Origin of the sequence: Streptomyces sp. NPDC047525, from assembly GCF_040643025.1 — a bacterium.
GTDB classification, from domain to species: Bacteria; Actinomycetota; Actinomycetes; order Streptomycetales; family Streptomycetaceae; genus Streptomyces; species Streptomyces durmitorensis.
The window spans coordinates 335,620-353,258 of record NZ_JBEYTL010000004.1; the positions used below are offsets into that span (position 1 = coordinate 335,620).

Sequence of the window (17,639 nt, forward strand, 5' to 3'; positions counted from 1 at the left end):
GCCCGGCCCGGCCCGACGCGTAGGCGTCCGCGCCCGGACGCCGGATGAGGGTTTCTTCATCTGCGGCTCATGCTGCTCACGCACTGCGCCCCGCACGCTCGCACGCATGGTCTTCTCCCACCGCATGGCGGCCCTGGCCGCCGTCGTGGCGATCCCGCTCGGCATCGCCGCGACCAGCTACGCCCTGACCGACAGCCCCGAGCCTCCCAAGGCCCCGCCCAAGGTGGAGCTGGAGAGCGGCTCGCCGTCCTCGTCGTCCTCGCCGTCAGCGCCCTCCTCACCGTCATCGAAGCCCACCACCCCGCGACCGACGCCGAGCGACGAGACGGTGTCCCCGCCGCCGGTGAGCGAGAATTCCTCGGGCGATGACAACGACGACGACGGCAACGAAGGCAGCGGCCAGGGCGACAACGACGACGACGGCCCCGGTGACGACGGCTGAGCGCCCGCACCGCTGGATATCCGCCCGTGTCCGCATCCTGCTCTGGCTGCTCGTGGTGATGGCCGTCGCGCTCACCGCCGTCGCGGCCACCACGCGCTCCGTCCTGCTGCGCGACGTCGACCACCGCATCGACCGGCTGCTCGCCCAGGAGACCGCGGAGTTCACCAACCTCGCCCGCGAAGGGGTCGATCCGCACACGGGCGAGAAGTTCACCGCGCCCGACCCGCTCCTGCGGCTCTTCCTGTCCCGGCAGTACGCCGACCCCGACGAGGAACTCCTCGGCCTGGTCGGCCGCCCCGGCAAGGCGCCCGCGAAGAAGGAGCAGTCACGCGAGACCCGGATCGGCCATCCGCTCGCCGAGGACACCGCAGCCCTGCGCACGGTCTTCGAGTCCCCTGACGCGACCGGCACGCTGCACCGCGACCGCGGCGAGGTCCGCTGGGCGAAGGTGGAGATCGCGGCGAGCGCGGGACATCCGGCGGCGGCGTTCGTCGTGGCCTTCCATCCGGCGGGCGAACAGGCCAAGGCGGGCGACGTGTTCACCATGCTGCTCGCCATCTCCGGGGTCGCGCTCCTGATGACGACGGGCATCGGCTGGGCCGTCGCCGGGCGCATCCTCAAGCCCGTACGCCTGGTGCGCACGACCGCCGCCCAGCTCACCGAACAGGATCTGACCCAGCGCATCCCCGTCCAGGGGCGGGACGACATCGCCGCGCTCGCCGAGACGTTCAACGGCATGCTCGACCGTCTGGAGCGCGCGTTCGCCGCGCAGCGCGAGTTCGTCGACGACGCCGGGCACGAGCTGCGCACGCCCATCACCATCGTGCGCGGCCATCTGGAGCTGATGGGCGACGATCCGGGAGAGCGCGAGGAGACGGTCCGGATCGTGATGGAGGAGCTCGACCGGATGAGCCGCATCGTCGAGGACCTCCTCCTCCTCGCCAAGGCCGAGCGCCCCGACTTCGTCACCCCGGAGCCGGTCCAGCTCGCCGAGCTGACCGCGGACGTCTTCGTCAAGGCGCGGGCGCTCGGCGACCGCGACTGGAAGCTGGCCGAAGTGGCCGACGGCGAGAGCGCCCTCGACCCTCAGCGCATCACTCAGGCGATGGTGCAGCTCGCCCAGAACGCCGTCCAGCACACGGTCCCCGGCCAGCGCATCGGCATCGGCTCGCGCAGCGCGGCGGGCCGGATCGAGCTGTACGTCGCCGACAGCGGGCCCGGCGTCCAGGCGCAGGACGCCGCGGTGATCTTCGAGCGGTTCCGGCGCGGCACCGCACGCCGCGGCGCCCGCGCCACCGGTGCGGGGCTCGGCCTCGCCATCGTGCGGGCGATCGCCGAAGGGCACGGCGGCCGGGTCGAACTGCGGCCCACGGCAGCGGGCTCCGGCGGCGCCACCTTCGTACTCGTACTGCGGGAACAGGAGCCAGGACAGCCATGAACAACCGGATTCTCATCGTCGAGGACGAGGAGCGCATCGCCTCCTTCGTCGAGAAGGGCCTGCGCTCCAACGGCTTCACCACCAGCGTCGTAGGCGACGGCGAAGCGGCCTACGACTACGCCCTGACCGGCAGCTTCGACCTGGTCGTCCTGGACATCGGGCTGCCCGGCAAGGACGGCTTCACGGTCCTGCGGCAGCTGCGCGAGGCCCGCGTGTCCACACCGGTCATCGTGCTCACGGCACGCGACTCGGTACGGGACACGGTGGCGGGCCTCGAAGGCGGCGCCGACGACTGGATGACCAAGCCGTTCCGCTTCGAGGAGCTGCTCGCGCGGGTGCGCCTGCGGCTGCGTACGGCCGCGCGGGCGCCGGAGGTGACGGTGCTGCGCAGCGGGGAGCTCACGCTGGATCTGCGCACGCGCAGGGCGCGTTCGGGCGAGCGGACGGTGGATCTGACGGCACGTGAGTTCGTGCTGCTCGAACTCTTCCTGCGCCATCCGGGTCAGGTGCTCTCGCGGGAGCAGATCCTGTCGCACGTGTGGGGCTACGACTTCGACCCCGGGTCCAACATCGTGGACGTGTACGTACGGGCGCTGCGCAAGAAGCTGGGCGCCGAACGGGTCGATACGGTGCGCGGCATGGGGTACCGACTGCCGGCGTGACCTCTGGGACCTGGCCCGCACGGGTGAACTTTCCTTCATCCGCGGCTCATTGAGGGCTCACGGCCGGGCCCGAGGCTTCTCGTGTGACCCTGAATCCCCGCCAAGCCATCACCCTGTGCATCGCGCTGAGCCTGTGTGCGCTGCTGGTGGTGCCCGGCAACTTCCCCGGTCTGAGCGCAGACGCGCGGCTCACTCTCGCCGTGTTCGCGCTCGCGACCTGTGCGTGGATCGGTACGCCGATCGACGACACGTACATCGCACTCGGCGCCGGACTCGCGCTCACCGCGACCGGGGTGATCAGCAGCGACACGCTCTTCGGCACCCTCGGTGACGAGACCGTCTGGCTGCTGATCTGCGCCTTCGTGCTCGCCGCCGCGGTGGCCCGCAGCGGACTCGCGGGCCGGGCCGCGGCCTTCCTCGTCAGCGGGGCGCGCAGCGTACGGCAGTTGACGCATCTGACGACGGCCGCCCTGGTCGTCACAGCCTTCGCGGTGCCCGCCACGTCCGGCCGCGCCGCGCTCGCCCTGCCCGTCTTCCTCGCCCTCGCCAAGGTCCTGGCCGACCGCAGGCGCCTGGTGGTGATGCTCGCCCTGCTCTTCCCGACCGTCATCCTGCTCTCCGCGGTCGCGACCCTGATCGGCGCGGGCGCGCATCTGATCACGGTGTCCGTCCTGTGGGAGGCCACCGGGGAGCGGATCGGCTTCACGCAGTGGATGCTGCTCGGCCTGCCGCTCGCCATCGCCTCGTCCCATCTGGCGGCGGAGGCCGTCCTGTTGACGACGACACGGCGGGCCGACCGCAAGGGCCCGGTCCACATCACCGTCGAGCAGCTGCAGGAGCACAGCGAGCAGCCGGTGACCGGAGCCTGGGAGCCGGCCGAGACCCGCTGCGCCCTCCTGCTCGCCACGGTCGTCGCCCTCTGGTGCAGCGAACCGCTCCACCAAGTGCCGCCCGCCGTCGTCGCGTTGATCGGCGCGGTCGTCGCCTCGTCCCCCGCCCTTGGCACCGTACGCCTGAAGGACGCGCTGAAGACGGTGCCGTGGTCGCTGCTGCTCTTCATGGCCGCGACCATGGCGATGGGGGTCGCGCTCGCCGAATCGGGGGCGGCGAAGTGGCTGGTCGGCGGGGTCCCGCTGGATGTGCCGCCCTGGCTCTTCCTGATCGTCGTCGTGGCGGTCAGCACGGCCGCGCACCTGGTCCTGCAGTCCCGCTCGGCCCGCTCCTCCGTCCTGGTCCCGCTGGTGGTCGCGGCGGCCGTCGGCGCGGGCGTCAACCCGGTCGCCGCCGCCCTGGCCTCCACCGCGGCCGCCGGCTTCTGCCACACCCTGCCCGCGTCCGCGAAGCCCGTCACGCTCTTCGCCGACATCCCCGGCACCCCCACCTACGCCCCGCGCGACCTGCTGCGCCTCTCCGCGGTCCTCGCGCCGCTGACCGCCGCGCTCGTCCTGCTCTTCGCCGTCGCGCTCTGGCCGCTGCTCGGCGTGCCCATCCGCTGAACCCGCCCTTGAATCCACTCTGGAGACCGCCATGCTGACCCGTTTCGCCATCGCCCCCAGCGGCTTCAAGGAGTCCCTGTCCGCGCAGTCCGCGGCCGAGGCCATCGCCGAAGGAGTACGCCGTGTCGTCCCGCACGCACAGACCGACCTGATCCCCCTGGTGGACGGCGGCGAGGGCACCGCGCGCGCCCTGGCCACCACGGGCGGCGGCCGCCTGGTCGCACTGCCCGCCACCGGTCCGGTCGGCCAGCGGATCGGCACGCACTTCGCGCTGCTCCCCTCCGGCACCGCCGTCGTGGAGATGGCCGCGGTGGCCGGGCTCTCGCTGGTCCCGCGCGATCTGCGCGACCCGGGCGCCACGACGACGTACGGCGTCGGCGAGCTGATCGGCGCCGCGCTCGACACAGGCGCCCGCCGCATCCTGGTCGGCTGCGGCGACTCCGGCACGTCGGACGGGGGCGCGGGGGCCCTCCAGGCGCTCGGGGCCCGGCTCCTGGACGCGGACGGCTGGGAACTTCCGCGCGGCGGGCGGGAGTTGAGCCGCCTGAGTCGGATCGACCCCTCGGGCCTCGACCCCCGCCTGAAGGACACCGAGATCCGCGTCGCCTGCAACCCCTTCAACGTCCTGACCGGCGAGCGCGGCGTCGCCCGCGTCTTCGGCCCCCAGAAGGGCGCGACCCCCACCCAGGTCGAACAGCTCGCGGCGGCCCTTGAACACTGGGCGCACATCCTGACCCGCGACCTGCACGTCACGACGGACCTCTCCCAAGGCCCCGGAACGGGCGCCTCCGGAGGCCTGGGAGCCGGTCTCGCAGCTCTGGGCGCCCAGCTCCTGCCCCGCTTCGACGTCCTGCTCGACCACCTGGACCTGGACGCGCGCCTGGCCCGCGCCGACCTCGTCGTCACGGCCGAGGGCGCCCTGGACCACCAGACGCCACGCGGCAAGATCCCCGCCGAAGTGGCCCGGCGCGCCAAGCGGTTCGGCCGCCCGGTCCTGGTCCTCGCGGGCACGATCGGCCAGGGCGCACACCACGTACGGGCGGAGGGCGTGGACGCCTACAGCGCGATCCTGCCCGCGCCGGTCTCGCTCACCGAGGCGCTCGGCCGGGGCGGCGAATTCCTCACCGACGCGACCGAGCGGGCCCTGCGGATGATCGTGCTGGGCTCACGCCTGAAGGGCAGGCCCAAGGCTCAGGCGGCCGTGGTGTCCGGGACGCAACGCCCGTCCTCCGTGCGGTAGTTCCAGCGCGCGCCGTCCGCCACGAGCTCCCTGACGGCGCGCACGAAACGCTCCACGTGCTCGTCCGGGGTGCCCGCGCCGAAGCTCACGCGGATCGCGTTCAGCGACTTCTCGCCGGGCGCGGCCTCGGGGGCACCGCACTCGCCCTGGGTCTGCGGGTCACTGCCGAGCAGGGTGCGCACCAGCGGGTGGGCGCAGAAGAGACCGTCGCGTACGCCGATGCCGTACTCGGCGGAGAGCGCGGCGGCGAAGTGCGAGCTGTTCCAGCCGTCGACGACGAAGGAGATGACGCCGACGCGCGGCGCGTCGTCGCCGAAGAGCGAGAGCACCTTCACGGCGGGCACGTCGGCGAGGCCCTCGCGGACCTTCGCGATGAGGTGGCGCTCACGGGCGACGAGCTCGTCGAAGCCCGCCTCGGTCAGCGCCTTGCAGGCGGAGGCGATCGAGTACACGCCGATGACGTTCGGCGAACCGGCCTCGTGCCGCGCGGCGGTGTCGTGCCACTCGACGTCCACGCCGCCGTCGCTGCGCCGTGCGACCTTCCGCGACGCGCCGCCGCCCGCGAGGTACGGCTCGGCGGCCCGCAGCCAGTCGGAGCGGCCCGCGAGGACGCCCGAGCCGAAGGGCGCGTACAGCTTGTGACCGGAGAACGCGACCCAGTCGACGTCGAGCTCGTCGATGGAGACCGGGTGGTGGGGCGCGAGCTGCGCGGCGTCCAGGACGATGCGGGCGCCGTGCGCGTGGGCCGCGGCGGCCAGCTCCTTGACCGGCCACAGCTCACCGGTGACGTTCGACGCGCCGGTCACGCAGACCAGGGCGGGCCCGTAGGGGTCGCGGTCGGCGAGGGCGCGCTCCAGGGTGGCGACGGCCTGGTCGGCGGTGCGCGGCGCGTTCAGGTACGTCACGCGGGCGTCGCGCCAGGGCAGGAGCGAGGCGTGGTGCTCGGTCTCGAAGACGAAGACCTGGCAGTCGGCCGGGAGGGCCGCGGCGAGGAGGCCCAGCGAGTCGGTGGTCGAGCGCGTGAAGACGACCTGGTCGTCCTCGCGGCAGCCGAGGAACTCGGCGACGGTGACGCGGCTGTTCTCGAAGAGGTCGGTGGAGAGCTGCGAGAGGTACCCGGCACCGCGGTGCACGCTGCCGTAGTACGGCGCGTACGCGGCCACGTCGTCCCACACCCGCTGCAGCGCGGGGGCGCTCGCCGCGTAGTCGAGCGCCGCGTAGGTCACCTCGCCGCCGGTGACGAGCGGCACGGTGACGTCACGGCCGAGCACCGGCAGCGGCGCGGCACAGCAGGGGTCGGCGGACTCGGCGGAGGCGGCAGCGGAGTCGGTGGTGGTGGCGACGGTGCGTGCGGACATGGCGAACTCCCGTGGGAAGGCAGGCGAGTTCACTGCAAGGGCGCCGTCACGGCGCTGCAGTGATGAAGAGAAAAGGGGGTGCGGAAAAGGGGCCGGAAAGCCCTATCGCATTCGCTTGCTCACGAGACTGCTCCCTTGAGGACCAGGACCCCAGGGTTCGCAGGGGTCCGCGCTTGCCATGGACCTTGCTGTCCACGGCCTGGTCTTCACCCGGGGCACCCCGCCACGGACGGAGGGTTGCCGGACAGCGAGCCGGGGCCTAATCGCTGTCACTCATGACCTGCGCAGCATCTTGCCACACGATCTTCCCGGTGCCCACCGCAGTCCGGGATCCGGACTGCGGTGTGCGCCACATTCACCTGTTGCTGGCCGACACCCAGCGCTCAAGGGCCTTCTTCGCGGCCCCGGAGTCGATCGACTCGGCCGCCTGCGCGATGCCCGCGCGGATCTGCTCCACGAGGCTCCCCTCGCCCGGCGAGAGGGCCACCAGGGCCGCCGCCGAGTTGAGCAGCACCGCGTCCCGCACGGGCCCGGTCTCGCCGTCCAGGAGGCGCAGCGCCACCTCGGCGTTGTACGAGGCGTCGGCGCCCCGCAGCGCCTCCACGGGGACGAGGTCGATGCCGACGTCACGCGGGTCGAAGGACTCCTCGCGCACCGCGCCGTCCCGCACGACCCAGACCCGGGAGGTCGCCGTGGTCGTCAGCTCGTCGAGGCCGTCGTCACCGCGGAACACGAGGGAGGAGTGCCCGCGCTCGGCGAAGACCCCGGCCACGATCGGCGCCATCCGTGCGTCGGCGACGCCGACGGCCTGAGAGCGCACCCGGGCCGGGTTGGTGAGCGGACCCAGGAGGTTGAACACGGTCCTGATCCCCAACTGGCTGCGCGCACCGCCCGCGTACCGCAGCGCCGGGTGGAACTTCACCGCGAAGCAGAAGGTGATCCCCGCCTCCTCCGCGACCTCGACGACCCGCCGGGGGGTGAGCTCGAGATTCACGCCGAGCTTCTCCAGCACGTCGGAGGCGCCGCTGGCCGACGACGCGGCGCGGTTGCCGTGCTTGACGACCTTGGCGCCCGCGCCGGCGATGACGATCGCGGACATCGTGGAGATGTTGACGGTCTTGGCGCCGTCACCGCCCGTGCCGACGATGTCGACGGTCCGCCCCGGCACCTCGATCACATTCGCGTGCTCGTACATGGTGCGGACGAGGCCGGAGATCTCCTCCACGGTCTCGCCCTTGGCCCGCAGCGCCACGACGAAGCCGGCGATCTGCGCGTCGGTGGCCTCGCCCCGCATGATGCGGTCCATCGCCCAGGCCGTGTCGTCGGCGCTCTGGTCGGTCCCGTCGAGCAGGCCGTTCAGCACACCCGGCCAGGAACGGGCCGCCGCGGTATTGCCTCCTGCGGGGGTCACAGCGCTCATAGCCGCTCCTGGGTTCGTCAGCGTAGGAAGAAGGCATCCCTGTACATGGGGACGGGACCACCTTATCCAGCCCGGGGGACGGCAAAGAGCCCCGTCCATGCACTGGATGCAGGGGACGGGGCTCTCGCCGTGGCGACCTTGGGTCAGAACGTCGGAGCGTTCGGAGGATCAGTGGTGGCCGTGGCCGCTCGTGATCTCCTTGTACTCCTCGGTGGTGGGCTTGGGGATCTGGTTGTCCTCCCCGTAGTAGCCCTTGCTGAGCTTGGCCCGGAGCTTCTGCGAACCGGTCACCTTGCGCTCGACGCCGTTCTCGTCGACCGAGGGGCCGATCTCGACCGGCGCGTACTGCTCGTGCGCGGTGAGCGTGTGCAGCTGCTCCTGGTTGAGCGGCTCGTGGACCTCGATGAACTCACCGTGCGGCAGGCGCTTGATGATGCCCGACTCGCGGCCGTGCAGGACCTTCTCCTTGTCGCGCCGCTGCAGACCCAGGCAGATCCGCTTGGTGGCGATGAAGGCGAGGACCGGTGCCACGAAGAAGGCGATGCGCACGAACCAGGTGATCGAGTTGATCGACAGGTGGAAGTGCGTGGCCCAGAGGTCGTTTCCACCACCGACGAGCAGCACGAAGTACCAGGTGATCCACGCGACACCGAAGGCCGTACGGGTCGGGACGTTGCGCGGGCGGTCCAGGATGTGGTGCTCGCGCTTGTCGCCGGTGACCCAGGACTCGATGAACGGATAGACCGCGATCGCGACCAGGACCAGCGGGAAGATGACCAGCGGGATGAACACGCCCAGGACGAGCGTGTGACCCCAGGCGTTGATCTCCCAGCCCGGCATGACACGGATCAGGCCCTCGGAGAAGCCCATGTACCAGTCGGGCTGGGCTCCGGTGGAGACCTGGTCGGGACGGTAGGGACCGAGCGCCCAGATCGGGTTGATCGTGGCGATCGCCGAGATCGCCGCGATCACGCCGAAGACCAGGAAGAAGAACCCTCCGGCCTTCGCCATGTAGACCGGGAGCAGCGGCATGCCGACGACGTTCTTGTTCGTCTTGCCGGGGCCCGCGAACTGCGTGTGCTTGTGGTAGAAGACCAGGATCAGGTGGGCCACCACGAGGCCGAGCATGATGCCCGGCAGCAGCAGGATGTGCACCGAGTAGAACCGGGCCACGAAGTCGCCGCCGGGGAACTCCCCGCCGAACAGGAACATCGACAGGTACGTGCCCACGATCGGCACGGACAGGACGGCGCCCTGCATGAAGCGCACACCGGTACCGGAGAGCAGGTCGTCAGGGAGCGAGTAACCGGTGAAGCCGGTGAACATGCCCAGGACGAACAGCAGGAACCCGAAGACCCAGTTGACCTCGCGGGGCTTGCGGAAGGCACCCGTGAAGAAGACGCGCATCATGTGCACGAACATCGCCGCGAGGAAGATCAGCGCCGCCCAGTGGTGGATCTGCCGGATCAGCAGACCACCGCGCACATCGAAGCTGATGTGCATGGTCGAGTTGAACGCCTCGGACATCAGCTGGCCCTGCAGCGGGATGTAGCTGCCGTGGTACTCCACCTCGTTCATCGACGGGTGGAAGAACAGGGTCAGGTACACACCCGTGAGGATGATGATGATGAAGCTGTAGAGGCAGATCTCACCGAGCATGAAGGACCAGTGGTCCGGGAAGATCTTGCGCATGTTGGCCTTGGCCAGGGAGTAGATCCCCAGGCGGCCGTCTGCCCAGTCGGCGACCCGCTCACCGGCGGGCGCCTCCTTCTTGCGCGTATCAGTCGTCGTAGTGCTCATCCGCGCTCCCAGAATGCAGGACCGACAGGCTCAGCGAAGTCGCCGAGCGCCTCGAGGTAGCCCTCTTCGTTCACGCGGATCCGCAGCTGCGGCAGCGCGTGACCGGCGGGGCCGAAGATCACTCGGGCACCGTCGGAGAGGTCGAAGGTGGACTGGTGGCACGGGCAGAGGACGTGGTGCGTCTGCTGCTCGTACAGGGAGATCGGGCAACCGACGTGGGTGCAGATCTTCGAGTACGCGACGACACCTTCGTGCGACCACTCGAGCTCCTGCTTGTCCTTGATGTTCTCCGGCTGGATCCGGACGATCATCAGGGCCGCCTTGGCGATCTCCTTCTGGAAGTCGTGGTCGTGCTCCTCCAGGCCCTCGGGCTTGGCGAAGGTCAGCGAACCGACCTGGACGTCCGACGGGCGCAGCGGCTCGTTCGTGTTCATGTTCACGAGCAGCTTGCCCTTGGACCACAGCGTGTGCCGCAGCTTGTCCTCGGGCAGCGGACCGAGGTCGCGCAGCAGGACGACGCCGGAGAGCGGCACCATGGCCAGCGCGCCGAACATCGTGTTGCGGATCAGCTTGCGCCGGCCGAACTGCGACTCCGCGGCACCGGCCTTGAAGTCGGCCATGACCTTGGCCTTGACCTCGGGCTCGGCCTCGATGGGGTGCCGCTCGTCGGCGACCTCCACGTCGGACATCAGGGTGCGGGCCCAGTGGACCGCGCCCGCGCCGATGCAGAAGAGCGCGAGACCCAGGGTCATGCCCAGGGAGAAGTTCAGCGCGCTGATGTGCCCGATCGGGAAGATGTAGACACGCTTGTCGACCGGGAACGACACGAACGAGGCGATGAAGCCGATCGTGGCGAGCATCGAGAGCGTGAACAGGAAGGCGACCGCACGCTCGGAACGCCTGGCGGCCCGCTCGTCGATGTCCTGGACACGATGCTCGTGGGGCGGAAGCCCCGGGTCGGCGAACGGGTTCTCGTCCGCGACCGCCACCGAGCCGTGCTCGGTCTCCTGCACGCTGGGCAGGTTCTCTTCTGATTTCTCTTGGCTACTCATGACTTCTTGGCCTTTGCGGTCCGAGCGGCGACCCACACGGCGACCGCGATCAGCGAGCCGAGACCGAAGATCCAGCCGAACAGGCCTTCACTGACCGGACCCAGGCCACCCAGCTTCAGACCGCCAGGGCTCTCGGTCTGCTCGCCGTTGACCGCGTCGAGGTACGCGATGATGTCCTTTTTGTTCTTCTCCGGCATGATCGTGTCGGGGAAGGACGGCATGTTCTGCGGGCCGGTCTGCATGGCCTCGTAGATGTGCTTCGGGGAGACATCCTCCAACGAAGGAGCGAACTTGCCCTTCGTCAACGCGCCGCCCTCACCGGTGAAGTTGTGGCACTGCGCGCAGTTGGTGCGGAACAGCTCGCCACCCTTGGCGATGTCCGCCCCGTCCGGGCTGTACTGCTTCTCGGTGGGGATGGTCGGGCCCGCGCCCAGCGAGGCGATGTACGCCGCGAGCTGGTCGATCTGGGCCTGGTTGTAGATGGCCTTCTTCTTCGGCGCCTGGGCGCCCGGCTGCTGCAGCGGCATACGGCCGGTGCTGACCTGGAAGTCGACGGCGGCTGCGCCGACGCCCACCAGGCTAGGACCGTCGGAGGACCCCTGACCGCCGGTTCCGTGGCAGCTGGAGCAGCCCACGGAGTACAGCTTCTTGCCCTCGTCGATGGCGAGGGACTGGGCGGTGTCGTCGGCCTGCGCCTTGTCCGCGGGTGCGAACGCGGCGTACAGCCCCCCGGTGGCCGCCAGCGCGAGGAGTAGGACGACGACCGCCGCCAACGGGTGGCGTCGTCGTGCGGAGAGCTTTTTCACGGATTACCCCGGTGTCAGGATCTTCAGCGTCGATGCTTCTGGAATGAGTCGGACGTCGGGCCCGGCTGGGCCCGGACCCGTTTACTTGATCATGTAGATCGTGGCAAAGAGACCGATCCAGACAACATCGACGAAGTGCCAGTAGTAGGACACGACGATGGCTGCGGTCGCCTGCTCATGAGTGAACTTCCTGGCCGCATACGTCCTGCCGAGGACCAGCAGGAAGGCGATCAGACCGCCTGTCACATGCATGCCGTGGAAGCCGGTGGTCAGGTAGAAGACCGAGCCGTACGGGTCGGACGAGAGCGAGAGGCCCTCGTGCTTGACCAGCTCGGTGTACTCGTACACCTGACCGCCGATAAAGACCGCACCCATGATGAAGGTGACGATGAACCACATCCGGAGCTTCTTCACGTCACCACGCTCGGCGGCGAAGACGCCGAGCTGACAGGTGAGGGAGGAGAGCACCAGGATCGTGGTGTTCGTCGCCGAGAACGGGAAGTTCAGCGCGGACGCCATTTCCTTCCAGTGCTCAGGTCCTGTCACCGATCGCAGGGTGAAGTACATCGCGAAGAGGGCCGCGAAGAACATCAGCTCGGAACTCAGCCAAATGATGGTTCCGACGCTGGTGAGGTTCGGCCGATTGACCGGCGGGTGCGCGTGCCCGGTATCTACTGTCGTTGCTGTCGCCACGACCGACATTATGTCGGTCGCTTATCCCGCCCTCACCCCGGGGGGTGCCGTTCGGAGTGTCTGCGGGGTGTGTCCTGCCCGTATGGCCCATCGAAGGGCTGTCCGAACCGCTGTTGACGGGGTGTCCGGAGGAGTAGCATCCGCGCATCGGCCCCTGGCCGAGAGCCCCTCAACGAAGCGGAGGAACAATGCAGCCGACCGCCACGGTGCTGGTCTACAGCGACAACGCGAGCACCCGCGAGCAGGTCCGGTTGGCCACCGGACGCAGGCCGGCGGCGGACGTTCCCGCGGTCGAGTTCATCGAGTGCGCGACGCTGCCTGCCGTGCTGAAGGAACTCGACCGGGGCGGCATCGACGTCTGCGTCCTGGACGGCGAGGCCACGCCCGTCGGCGGCATGGGGGTCTGCCGTCAGCTCAAGGACGAGATCTTCCACTGCCCGCCCGTGCTCCTGCTCATGGGACGCCCGCAGGACGCCTGGCTGGCCACCTGGAGCCGCGCGGAGGCCGCCGTGACCCTTCCGGTCGACCCGGTCGAGTTCGCGGACTCCCTGGCCGCTCTGCTGCGCGACAGGCTGGCCGTCCAGGCCTGACGGCACGACAGAAGGCCCCGCGCCTCGGCACGGGGCCTTCTGTGCTGTTCTGTGCTCTCTGCGGAGCTGCTAGACCTGCGGCCGCAGCCGGGCCGCGTCGAGGGCCGTGGGGCCTTCCTTGGCGCCGCCCAGCAGGGCGCTGCCGTCCCGCCAGTCCTTCCAGTCGACGTTCCAGTCGCCGAAGCCGTTGCCGAACGGATCCATGTCCGCGCCATAGCTGTTGACGACCTTCACGATGTCGCCCTGGCGGACGGTCTCGTAGAACCAGGCGGCGTCGCCGGTGCTCATGCCGGTGCAGCCGTGGCTGGTGTTCGCATAGCCCTGCGAGCCGACCGACCAGGGCGCGGCGTGCACGTACTCACCGGAGTCGGTGACCCGCGTCGCGTAGTAGACCATCTTGTCGTAGAAGTCCGATGCGCCGATGCTGGCACTGGTCATACGTACGGAGTACTCCTTGCCCAGCACCACCTTGACGCCGTTGCGCGTGGAGTAGCCGGGCTTGCCCGTCGTCACCGGCATGGAGTTGATCTCCTCGCCGTTGCGGTAGACCGTCATGTAGTGCGACCCCGCGTCCGTCACGGCCTCGATGCGGTCGCCGATGGTCAGCTTCAGCGGCTTGGCGTCGCCGCCCCAGAGCCTGTCGCGGACCTTGATGCCCTCGAGGTTGCTCCGTACGTTGATGGTCGCGCCGGTGGGCCAGTACTCCTTGGGGCGGTAGTGCAGCGTCTTGCTGTCCACCCAGTGCCAGGCGCCGTTCGTGGCGGGCTGCGTGTCGACCTTCAGCGCGCGCTCCACGATGGCCCGCGCCTTCTTGTCCTTCACCTTGGCGCTGAGCTTGGCCGTGACGGGCTGGCCGACGCCGTACTTGCCCGAGTCGGGGCCGAAGGTGACGTCGAGGCGCTTCTTCTTGACCGGGGCGCCTGTGTCGAAGTTCATGACCTTGCGGCCCGGCGACCCTTCCTCGTCCTCGGTGCTCACCCGCACCGTGTAGTGCGCGCCGGCCGCGAGGGGCGCCGTGCTGTGCCAACGGGCGCCGTCGGCGGCGAGTTCACCGGCCACGTACCGCCCCATCGCGTCGGTGGCCGTCACATCGGTGATGCGCCCGTCCTCGCCCTGGGCGGTGACCTCCAAGGGCTTGTCCGGATCCGCCTTCTGGCTGCCCGCCGGGCTGTTGAAGGCGATCTGGCCTGCCGCGTCGTACGGCTTCGCCGAGAGCGGATGGCCGTCGGAGCTGCCGCACGCCGTGGTTCCCACCCCGAGGGCGGCCACCAGCATGGTGCAGCTCAGTACCGTGCGGATTCGCGGTGAGTGGCTCATGAACACACGGTATGAAGGTTCATCGGCTCTGGCGCGCCGAGTGACCCGTACGAGTGTCGAGCGGTGTCAAGCGCGACACGCCGAAGGGCCCGGACACTCCTGACGGAGTGTCCGGGCCCTTCGGTGAAGCGGGAGATCACAGACTCACTGGGTCTGGTTCTCGCCCCGGTAGTACTCGAAGACCCAGCCGAAGAGGCCGATCATCAGGATCGGGAACGAGAAGTACAGCAGCCACCAGCCGAAGACGACTCCCATGAAGGCGAGCGCGCCACCGATGGCCAGCGAGAGCGGCTGCCAGCTGTGCGGGCTGAAGAAGCCCACCTCGCCGGCCTCGTCCGCTACGTCGGCCTCCTTGTTGTCCTGTGCGGCCGCGTCGACACGCCGGGCCGTGAAGGCCAGGTAGTAGCCGATCATGATGCACAGGCCGAAGGCCAGGAACAGCGCGGTCGTACCGGCCGGCTCCTTGGACCACCAGCCGTAGACGATCGCCATGGCGAGCACGAAGACGCTCAGCCAGATGAACATCTTGCCTTGGACCTTCACTTGCCGGCCTCCTTGCCGCCCGCGAGCGCCTTGTCACCGTGGCCGCTGTTCTCGAGCTGGTCGAGAGCCGCGATCTCAGGGTGATGCAGGTCGAACGCCGGGGATTCGGAACGGATCCGCGGCAGGGTGAGGAAGTTGTGCCGCGGCGGCGGGCAGGACGTCGCCCACTCGAGCGAGCGGCCGTAGCCCCACGGGTCGTCGACCTCGATCTTCTTCCCGTACTTGGCGGTCTTCCAGATGTTGTAGAAGAACGGCAGGATCGACAGACCCAGCAGGAACGAGGCGATCGTCGAGATCGTGTTCAGAGCGGTGAAACCGTCGGCCGCGAGGTAGTCCGCGTAACGACGCGGCATGCCCTCGGCGCCCAGCCAGTGCTGCACCAGGAACGTGCCGTGGAAGCCGATGAACAGCGTCCAGAAGGTGATCTTGCCGAGCCGCTCGTCCAGCATCTTGCCGGTGAACTTCGGCCACCAGAAGTGGAATCCGGAGAACATCGCGAAGACCACGGTGCCGAAGACGACGTAGTGGAAGTGCGCGACCACGAAGTACGAGTCCGAGACGTGGAAGTCCATCGGCGGCGAGGCCAGGATGACGCCGGTCAGACCACCGAAGGTGAAGGTGATCAGGAAGCCGACGGCCCAGAGCATCGGTGTCTCGAAACTCAGTGAGCCCTTCCACATCGTTCCGATCCAGTTGAAGAACTTCACGCCTGTCGGTACGGCGATCAAGAACGTCATGAAGGAGAAGAACGGTAGGAGCACGCCACCGGTGACGTACATGTGGTGCGCCCACACGGTCACGGAGAGACCCGCGATGGCGATCGTCGCGCCGATCAGGCCCATGTAGCCGAACATCGGCTTCCGGGAGAAGACCGGGATGACTTCGGAAATGATTCCGAAGAATGGCAACGCGATGATGTACACCTCTGGATGGCCGAAGAACCAGAAGAGGTGTTGCCATAGCAGCGCGCCGCCATTGGACGCGTCGAAGATATGGGCACCGAATTTACGGTCCGCCTCCAGGGCGAACAGCGCGGCGGCCAGAACCGGGAAGGCCAGCAGGACCAGAACCGCGGTCAGCAGGACGTTCCACACGAAGATCGGCATCCGGAACATCGTCATGCCAGGAGCGCGCATGCAGATGATCGTGGTGATGAAGTTGACCGAGCCGAGGATCGTGCCGAAGCCGGAGAAGGCCAGACCCATGATCCACATGTCGGCGCCGATGCCCGGCGAGCGGACGGCGTCCGACAGCGGGGAGTAGGCGAACCAGCCGAAGTCAGCCGCACCCTGCGGGGTGAGGAAGCCGGCCACCGCGATGAGCGAGCCGAAGAGGTACAGCCAGTACGCGAACATGTTCAGCCGCGGGAACGCCACGTCGGGCGCGCCGATCTGCAGCGGCATGATCCAGTTCGCGAATCCGGCGAACAGCGGCGTCGCGAACATCAGCAGCATGATCGTGCCGTGCATCGTGAACGCCTGGTTGAACTGCTCGTTCGACATGAGCTGCGAACCGGGGCGGGCGAGTTCGGCGCGCATGAAGAGCGCCATCACTCCGCCGATGCAGAAGAACGCGAACGACGTGACCAGGTAGAGCGTGCCGATCGTCTTGTGGTCGGTGGTGGTCAACCACTTGATCACCACATTGCCCGGCTGCTTGCGCCGTACCGGCAGCTCGTTCTCGTACGAGTCTTCTGCTGCCGCGGCACCCTGAGGTTCGTTGAGGATGCTCACAGGTTGTTCGTCTCCCGGTTCTTCTCGTGGCTCGTCTGCTCGATGCCGGCCGGGATGTATCCGGTCTGGTTCTTCTTCGCGAGGTCCTCGAGGTGCTTCTGGTAGCGCTCGGGGGAAACGACCTTCACGTTGAAGAGCATCCGGGAGTGGTCGACACCGCAGAGCTCGGCGCACTTGCCCATGAAGGTGCCCTCCTTGTTGGGAGTCACCTCGAAGGCGTTGGTGTGGCCCGGGATGACGTCCTGCTTCATGAGGAACGGCACCACCCAGAAGGAGTGGATGACGTCACGCGAAGTCAGCACGAAGCGGACCTTCTCGCCCTTGGGGAGCCAGAGGGTCGGACCGGGGTTGCCGTTCTGCGGGTTCCGCTGGCCGGGCGTACCGACGTCGTAGACGCCGCCGGCGTTGGACGGGAACGCATCGCGGAACTTGTCCGGGATGGCCTCCAGCTCCTTGGCCGTCTTCGCGTCGTCCTTGTTGGAACCCGGCACGTCCTCGATGTAGTTGAAGCCCCAGCTCCACTGGTAGCCGACCACGTTGACCGTGTGGGCGGGCTTGTCCTCGAGAGCGAGGAGCTTCGTCTCATCACGGGCCGTGAAGTAGAAGAGCACCGAGACGATGATGAGAGGCACCACCGTGTAGAGCGCCTCGATGGGCATGTTGTAACGCGTCTGCGGAGGTACCTCCACCTTGGTGCGGCTGCGCCGGTGGAAGATGACACTCCACAGGATCAGACCCCAGACCAGCACGCCCGTGGCGAGCGCTGCCGCCCACGAGCCCTGCCAGAGGGAGAGGATCCGCGGAGCCTCTTCCGTTACGGGGGTGGGCATACCAAGGCGGGGAAAGTCCTTGTATGTGCAACCGGTGGCGGTTGCAAGGATCAGGCCCGCAGTCAGCACCTGCGGCAGCTTCCGCCGCATCGGGCGCCGCGACGAGCGGTCGGAGCCGTTGGGACTCACGTAGCGCCTTCCCGAGAGTCTCGGCCCGCGCTTCGGCTGCGGCCTTCTCGGTGGTCGGTCGCCGCCCTGCGGCGGGCAGGGGTTTGGATG

General features: G+C 68.8%; 16 protein-coding genes and 1 riboswitch. Of the genes, 6 read left to right on the forward strand and 10 right to left on the reverse strand.

The window, feature by feature from the left end:
* Window positions 1-106: 106 nt before the first annotated feature.
* The 5 genes from ABZ833_RS13940 (at window position 107) to ABZ833_RS13960 (ending at window position 5,278) form a co-directional block, all read left to right on the forward strand.
* Entirely contained in the window at window positions 107-442 is a 336-nt protein-coding gene (locus ABZ833_RS13940; RefSeq protein WP_361045588.1) for a small secreted hydrophilic protein, read from the forward strand.
* Between the two features lie 58 nt (window positions 443-500).
* Entirely contained in the window at window positions 501-1,880 is a 1,380-nt protein-coding gene (locus tag ABZ833_RS13945) for an ATP-binding protein (protein WP_361046305.1), read from the forward strand.
* Complete coding sequence (locus ABZ833_RS13950; protein WP_361045590.1) at window positions 1,877-2,542, forward strand: response regulator transcription factor; 666 nt, start codon at window positions 1,877-1,879, stop codon at window positions 2,540-2,542. Before ABZ833_RS13945 ends, ABZ833_RS13950 begins: the two co-directional genes overlap by 4 nt.
* 83 nt (window positions 2,543-2,625) lie before the next feature.
* Complete coding sequence (locus tag ABZ833_RS13955) at window positions 2,626-4,038, forward strand: SLC13 family permease (protein WP_361045593.1); 1,413 nt, start codon at window positions 2,626-2,628, stop codon at window positions 4,036-4,038.
* A gap of 31 nt (window positions 4,039-4,069) precedes the next feature.
* Window positions 4,070-5,278 (forward strand): glycerate kinase, encoded by a 1,209-nt coding sequence (locus ABZ833_RS13960; protein WP_361045596.1) that lies wholly within the window; start codon window positions 4,070-4,072, stop codon window positions 5,276-5,278.
* On the opposite strand, the gene ABZ833_RS13965 is transcribed toward ABZ833_RS13960, so the two are convergent.
* The 6 genes from ABZ833_RS13965 to ABZ833_RS13990 all read right to left on the reverse strand — a co-directional run bounded on the left by ABZ833_RS13965 (window position 5,230) and on the right by ABZ833_RS13990 (window position 12,416).
* Window positions 5,230-6,636, reverse strand: a complete 1,407-nt coding sequence (locus tag ABZ833_RS13965; RefSeq protein WP_361045598.1) for an aminotransferase class V-fold PLP-dependent enzyme — start codon at window positions 6,634-6,636, stop codon at window positions 5,230-5,232. The two genes, ABZ833_RS13960 and ABZ833_RS13965, sit on opposite strands and share 49 nt — an antisense overlap.
* A 164-nt stretch (window positions 6,637-6,800) precedes the next feature.
* Window positions 6,801-6,917: riboswitch (SAM riboswitch) on the reverse strand.
* A gap of 74 nt (window positions 6,918-6,991) precedes the next feature.
* Window positions 6,992-8,056 carry an anthranilate phosphoribosyltransferase gene (gene trpD, locus ABZ833_RS13970; protein WP_361045601.1) on the reverse strand — a complete coding sequence of 355 codons (1,065 nt, stop codon included), beginning with the start codon at window positions 8,054-8,056 and terminating at the stop codon, window positions 6,992-6,994.
* A 168-nt stretch (window positions 8,057-8,224) separates the two neighbouring features.
* On the reverse strand, window positions 8,225-9,856 hold the full coding sequence (locus ABZ833_RS13975; RefSeq protein ID WP_361045603.1) for a cytochrome bc complex cytochrome b subunit: 1,632 nt from the start codon (window positions 9,854-9,856) through the stop codon (window positions 8,225-8,227).
* Window positions 9,853-10,908 carry a Rieske 2Fe-2S domain-containing protein gene (locus ABZ833_RS13980; RefSeq protein ID WP_361045606.1) on the reverse strand — a complete coding sequence of 352 codons (1,056 nt, stop codon included), beginning with the start codon at window positions 10,906-10,908 and terminating at the stop codon, window positions 9,853-9,855. The genes ABZ833_RS13975 and ABZ833_RS13980 overlap by 4 nt, the downstream gene beginning before the upstream one ends.
* The gene (locus ABZ833_RS13985) at window positions 10,905-11,714 is read right to left on the reverse strand and encodes a c-type cytochrome (protein ID WP_361045610.1); all 810 of its coding nucleotides are present in this window, start codon (window positions 11,712-11,714) and stop codon (window positions 10,905-10,907) included. The genes ABZ833_RS13980 and ABZ833_RS13985 overlap by 4 nt, the downstream gene beginning before the upstream one ends.
* Before the next feature lie 81 nt (window positions 11,715-11,795).
* The gene (locus ABZ833_RS13990) at window positions 11,796-12,416 is read right to left on the reverse strand and encodes a heme-copper oxidase subunit III (protein ID WP_249590366.1); all 621 of its coding nucleotides are present in this window, start codon (window positions 12,414-12,416) and stop codon (window positions 11,796-11,798) included.
* Window positions 12,417-12,595: 179 nt separating this feature from the next.
* Between ABZ833_RS13990 and ABZ833_RS13995 the strand changes: the two genes are divergently transcribed.
* The gene (locus ABZ833_RS13995) at window positions 12,596-12,997 is read left to right on the forward strand and encodes a hypothetical protein (RefSeq protein WP_249590365.1); all 402 of its coding nucleotides are present in this window, start codon (window positions 12,596-12,598) and stop codon (window positions 12,995-12,997) included.
* Between the two features lie 69 nt (window positions 12,998-13,066).
* Here the strand turns inward: ABZ833_RS13995 and ABZ833_RS14000 are convergent, their stop codons facing one another.
* The 4 genes from ABZ833_RS14000 to coxB all read right to left on the reverse strand — a co-directional run bounded on the left by ABZ833_RS14000 (window position 13,067) and on the right by coxB (window position 17,549).
* Window positions 13,067-14,314, reverse strand: a complete 1,248-nt coding sequence (locus ABZ833_RS14000; protein WP_361045613.1) for an Ig-like domain-containing protein — start codon at window positions 14,312-14,314, stop codon at window positions 13,067-13,069.
* A 144-nt stretch (window positions 14,315-14,458) separates the two neighbouring features.
* Window positions 14,459-14,857 carry a cytochrome c oxidase subunit 4 gene (locus ABZ833_RS14005; RefSeq protein ID WP_249590363.1) on the reverse strand — a complete coding sequence of 133 codons (399 nt, stop codon included), beginning with the start codon at window positions 14,855-14,857 and terminating at the stop codon, window positions 14,459-14,461.
* Complete coding sequence (gene ctaD / locus ABZ833_RS14010) at window positions 14,854-16,590, reverse strand: cytochrome c oxidase subunit I (RefSeq protein WP_361045615.1); 1,737 nt, start codon at window positions 16,588-16,590, stop codon at window positions 14,854-14,856. The genes ABZ833_RS14005 and ctaD overlap by 4 nt, the downstream gene beginning before the upstream one ends.
* Window positions 16,587-17,549 (reverse strand): cytochrome c oxidase subunit II, encoded by a 963-nt coding sequence (coxB, locus tag ABZ833_RS14015; protein ID WP_361045618.1) that lies wholly within the window; start codon window positions 17,547-17,549, stop codon window positions 16,587-16,589. Before coxB ends, ctaD begins: the two co-directional genes overlap by 4 nt.
* Window positions 17,550-17,639: the final 90 nt, after the last annotated feature.

What these genes read in the sequence shown, in the direction of transcription:
- ABZ833_RS13940 (WP_361045588.1), top strand. Translation starts at nt 107, where the DNA reads ATGGTCTTCTCCCACCGCATGGCGGCCCTGGCCGCCGTCGTGGCGATC.
- ABZ833_RS13945 (WP_361046305.1), top strand. Translation starts at nt 501, where the DNA reads ATGGCCGTCGCGCTCACCGCCGTCGCGGCCACCACGCGCTCCGTCCTG.
- ABZ833_RS13950 (WP_361045590.1), top strand. Translation starts at nt 1,877, where the DNA reads ATGAACAACCGGATTCTCATCGTCGAGGACGAGGAGCGCATCGCCTCC.
- ABZ833_RS13960 (WP_361045596.1), top strand. Translation starts at nt 4,070, where the DNA reads ATGCTGACCCGTTTCGCCATCGCCCCCAGCGGCTTCAAGGAGTCCCTG.
- ABZ833_RS13965 (WP_361045598.1), bottom strand. Translation starts at nt 6,636, where the DNA reads ATGTCCGCACGCACCGTCGCCACCACCACCGACTCCGCTGCCGCCTCC.
- trpD (WP_361045601.1), bottom strand. Translation starts at nt 8,056, where the DNA reads ATGAGCGCTGTGACCCCCGCAGGAGGCAATACCGCGGCGGCCCGTTCC.
- ABZ833_RS13975 (WP_361045603.1), bottom strand. Translation starts at nt 9,856, where the DNA reads ATGAGCACTACGACGACTGATACGCGCAAGAAGGAGGCGCCCGCCGGT.
- ABZ833_RS13980 (WP_361045606.1), bottom strand. Translation starts at nt 10,908, where the DNA reads ATGAGTAGCCAAGAGAAATCAGAAGAGAACCTGCCCAGCGTGCAGGAG.
- ABZ833_RS13990 (WP_249590366.1), bottom strand. Translation starts at nt 12,416, where the DNA reads ATGTCGGTCGTGGCGACAGCAACGACAGTAGATACCGGGCACGCGCAC.
- ABZ833_RS13995 (WP_249590365.1), top strand. Translation starts at nt 12,596, where the DNA reads ATGCAGCCGACCGCCACGGTGCTGGTCTACAGCGACAACGCGAGCACC.
- ABZ833_RS14000 (WP_361045613.1), bottom strand. Translation starts at nt 14,314, where the DNA reads ATGAGCCACTCACCGCGAATCCGCACGGTACTGAGCTGCACCATGCTG.